Source organism: Segeticoccus rhizosphaerae, assembly GCF_009192725.1.
Lineage (GTDB): Bacteria > Actinomycetota > Actinomycetes > Actinomycetales > Dermatophilaceae > Segeticoccus > Segeticoccus rhizosphaerae.
Map to the genome: position 1 here is coordinate 1 of NZ_VOHR01000352.1, position 3,650 is coordinate 3,650.

5 protein-coding genes are annotated in these 3,650 nt (G+C 73.2%); all 5 read right to left on the reverse strand.

The genetic code is table 11. The features are described from left to right. Window positions 1–517, reverse strand: a 517-nt coding sequence (locus FRW57_RS18820) for a PfkB family carbohydrate kinase (RefSeq protein ID WP_238999487.1), incomplete at its 3' end; no start/stop codon positions are given. A gap of 122 nt (window positions 518–639) precedes the next feature. Beyond that, window positions 640–1,632: a nucleoside hydrolase gene (locus tag FRW57_RS18825; protein WP_137119843.1), complete on the reverse strand. Its 993-nt coding sequence runs from the start codon at window positions 1,630–1,632 to the stop codon at window positions 640–642. Window positions 1,633–1,672: 40 nt separating this feature from the next. After that, a complete protein-coding gene (gene tsaD, locus FRW57_RS18830; protein WP_137119844.1) occupies window positions 1,673–2,719 on the reverse strand; it encodes a tRNA (adenosine(37)-N6)-threonylcarbamoyltransferase complex transferase subunit TsaD in 1,047 nt (348 codons plus the stop codon). Then, complete coding sequence (gene rimI, locus FRW57_RS18835; protein ID WP_238384454.1) at window positions 2,712–3,221, reverse strand: ribosomal protein S18-alanine N-acetyltransferase; 510 nt, start codon at window positions 3,219–3,221, stop codon at window positions 2,712–2,714. Before rimI ends, tsaD begins: the two co-directional genes overlap by 8 nt. Further along, window positions 3,218–3,650, reverse strand: a 433-nt coding sequence (gene tsaB / locus FRW57_RS18840; RefSeq protein WP_152186742.1) for a tRNA (adenosine(37)-N6)-threonylcarbamoyltransferase complex dimerization subunit type 1 TsaB, incomplete at its 5' end; no start/stop codon positions are given. The genes tsaB and rimI, both read right to left, overlap by 4 nt.

The window sequence follows — 3,650 nt, forward strand, 5'->3', positions numbered from 1 at the left end:
CGGGAGCCGGCAGCTGGGCATACGGCGCGAGGTTCAGCACCACCCGCGCGCCGGCCGCCACGGCCCGGCGGACGGCCTCGTCCACGACCCGCAGGGGGACCTCGAGCTGCAGCAGCACGACGTCGCGGCGTGACAGCCGGTCCAGGGGCGCGAGGTCCCCGGACGACAGCCCGCCGTTGGCGCCCGGCACCACGATGATCGCGTTCTCGCCCATCGCGTCGACGACGACGTGCGCCGTGCCGGTCGGAACCCCGGGCAGGGACCGCACCCCGGACACCTCGACGCCGAGGGCCGACAACCGGGCGCGGTAGGCGTCACCGTCGGCGTCGCGGCCGACGCAGCCGATCATCGCGACCTCCGCCCCCGCCTCACGGGCCGCCACGGCCTGGTTGGCGCCCTTGCCTCCGGCGAAGGTCCCGCCAGCCTCGCCCAAAACCGTCTCCCCCGGCCCGGGGTGCCGGTCCACGCGCGTCACCCGGTCGACGTTCAGCGATCCCACCACCACGACCCGGCCCATCCGCGCTCCCTCTTCGACTGTGCGGTCACTGTGGCACAGCTCGGGCACCGAGCGTCGAGCACCGGGCACCGAGCACCGGGCACCGAGCACCGAGCACCGAGCACCGAGCACCGAGCGTTGGGCTACTGCTCCGCGACGCGGTGCTCCCCCGCCACGGTGGACAGCCACAGGTCGGCGTAACGCCCGCCGTCGACCTCGAGCGCGACCTCGACGACCGCCGGCGCGACCCCGTGCGGGTCGTGGGACAGATCTCCGGCCCAGTCCCTGCGGTCCACGACGGTACGACCTCGCGACCACGTGCCGGTCAGCTCGACGCGCACCGGCAGCCTCCGGGTCGACAGTCCTTCGGGGTCGATCACGGCGCAGACCGCGCCGGCGTCCCCGATCGTCGCGTCGGCGGCCTGGAAACGGGCACAGCTGAACTCGAGCAGCCTCCCCGCCAGCTCGACCGGTCCACGACCGCCGACGGCCACGAGCTCACGCGCCCGGTCCAGGCCGACTCGCACGTCGTAGAACACATCGAGGCCGTACATCCGCACCGGCACCCCGAGCTCGGCCGCGCTCTCCAGCACTATCGCGGCCGCCTCGGGGTCGTGCCAGACGTTGAACTCCGCGGACGCGGTGGCGTTGCCGGTCTGCGCGGCACCGCCCATGAAGACGATCTCGGCCAGACCCGCCGCCGCGTCCGGCCAGGTCCGCATCAGGAGCGCGATGTTCGTGAGTGGTCCCAACGGCAGCAACGTGATTCGTTGCGACGGGTCACGGGCTGCCGCCTCCCGCAACAGATCTCGCAACAGCTCCACGGCGTGTCGAGGGTCCGGCGGCACGTCGGGCCGCACCCAGCCCAGGTCCGCCATCCCGTCGCGGCCGTGGACGTGCCGTGCCTCCTGCGGCGGCTCCAGCAGGGGCCGCTCCGCACCACGGGCCACCGGAATGTCGGGTCGTCCGCAGGTGTGTAGCACCAGGGCCGTGTTGCTCACCACGTCGTCCACGGATGCGTTGCCTCCGACGCAGGTCACCGCTCTCAGGTCCAGCGCAGGGTGGCGTGCCGCGAGCAGCAGTGCCATCGCGTCGTCCACGCCGGTGTCCACGTCGAGGACTACCGGCCGCACCATCACGCCTGCACCATCACGACGGGACCGCCACACCGGACCGTCACGCCTGGACCACGGTCACCGGCATCGAGGAGTCGGCCGGCAGGTCGAGCCGGGAGGCAGACCGTCCGCGGCTGACCATCTGCGCGCCGAGCGACGCGACCATGGCACCGTTGTCGGTGCACAGACCCGGTCGCGGCACGCGCAGGCGGATCCCCGCGGCCTCGCAGCGCTCCAGAGCCATCGCCCGCAACCGCGAGTTGGCGGCCACGCCACCGCCAACCATGAGGTCGTCGACCCCGTTCTCCCGACAGGCCAGCACCGCCTTGCGGGTGAGCACGTCGACCACGGCCTCCTGGAAGCTCGCGGCCACGTCGGCGATGGGCACCGGTTCACCGCTCTCCTCCCGCGCCCGCACCCACCGCGCGACCGCGGTCTTGAGCCCCGAGAAGGAGAAGTCGAAACGGTGGCGTTCCATGTCGCGACCCGAGGTGAGACCTCGCGGAAAGTCAATGGTCACCGAACCGCCTTCTCGTGCCAGGCGATCCACGTGCGGGCCACCGGGGAAGGGCAGCCCCAGCACGCGCGCGACCTTGTCGAACGCCTCGCCCGCTGCGTCGTCGAGGGTGCTGCCGAGAGAACGCACGTCGCGGGTCACGTCCGGCACGAGCAGCAGGCTGGAGTGGCCGCCGGAGACCAGCAGGGCCATCGCCGGCTCGGGCAGCGGCCCGTGCTCGACGACGTCGACCGCCACGTGGGCGGCGAGGTGGTTGACGCCGTAGAGCGGGGTGCCGAGTGCCACGGCCAGCGACTTGGCCGACGCCACTCCCACCAGCAGCGCCCCCGCCAGGCCCGGACCGGACGTCACGGCGAGGGCATCGAGGTCCTCGAGCCGGACTCGCGCCTCCCGGCAGGCTCGTTCGATGGTGGGGACCATCGCCTCCAGGTGCGCCCTGCTGGCGACCTCGGGCACGACCCCGCCGAACCGCGCGTGCTGCTCGACGCTGCTGGCCACGGCGTCGACGAGCAGCCTCTCGCCGCGCACGATGCCGACACCCGTCTCGTCGCACGAGGTCTCGATCCCGAGGACCAGCGGCTCGTCACTCATGCCTGTTCTCCTTGGTCGCGGCTGCGTTCTCGGTCGCGGCTCCCGGCGTCGCCGCTCCGCGCTCGAGGTCTACGCGCATGACGAGGGCGTCGACGTCGTCGGGCTGGTAGTAGCGGCGTCGGGTCCGCACGAGCCCGAAGCCCATTCGCTCGTAGAGCCGCTGCGCCGGCAGGTTGTCGGCGCGCACCTCCAGCATGAGGTGCCGGGCGCCGCGCTCCCTCGCCTCGGCCATCAGGTGCCGCACGACCCTGGTCCCGGTCCCGCGGCCCTGCTGTCCGGGCGCCACTGCGACCGTCATGATGTCCGCCACCTCACCCCCGTGGTCGAGACCGCCGTAGGCCGTGATGACGTCGCCCGTGGCGAGCGCCGTGTAGGAGCGGCGTGGTCGCTGCGCCAGCTCCGCCCACCAGGTCGGCTCGGACCACGCCTCCGCGCCGAACAGCGACCGTTCCAGCTCGGCCAGGGCCGGGATGTCCTGCCAGCGCACCTCGCGCAGCGTCACGACGAGGCCGCACTGGTCTTGGAGACCGGCTGGGCGTCGGGACGCCGCAGGTAGAGCGGCTCCGGCTCGAGCAGCTCACCACCGGAGCGCATTCGCTGCACCGCGAGCTCGGCCAGCGCCGCGGCCGACACGTCGAGCGGCGGCAAGTGCGCACCGAACGCCTCCGGATAAAGCACGGGTCCGCGCCCGACACACGACCGTTCGCGCACCCACTGCGGCAGGTCACCGGGCCGGGTCACCGCCGGGTCGTCGCGGCGTTCGACGCCGACCGGAGTCACGTCATACTCCGCCCAGTAGACCTCCTTGCGGCGGGCGTCCGTCGCGACCAGGAAGGGACTCGGCGGCGGCTCCTCGGAGCGGCTGGCGGCGTGCGCCAGGGCGTCGAGGCTGCAAACGCCGCGCACCGGGATGGCGCGCGCCAGGCCGAAG

Bases quoted from the DNA above. Each gene is read 5' to 3' on its own strand.
- FRW57_RS18825 (WP_137119843.1), bottom strand. From the start codon at position 1,632: ATGGTGCGGCCGGTAGTCCTCGACGTGGACACCGGCGTGGACGACGCG.
- tsaD (WP_137119844.1), bottom strand. From the start codon at position 2,719: ATGAGTGACGAGCCGCTGGTCCTCGGGATCGAGACCTCGTGCGACGAG.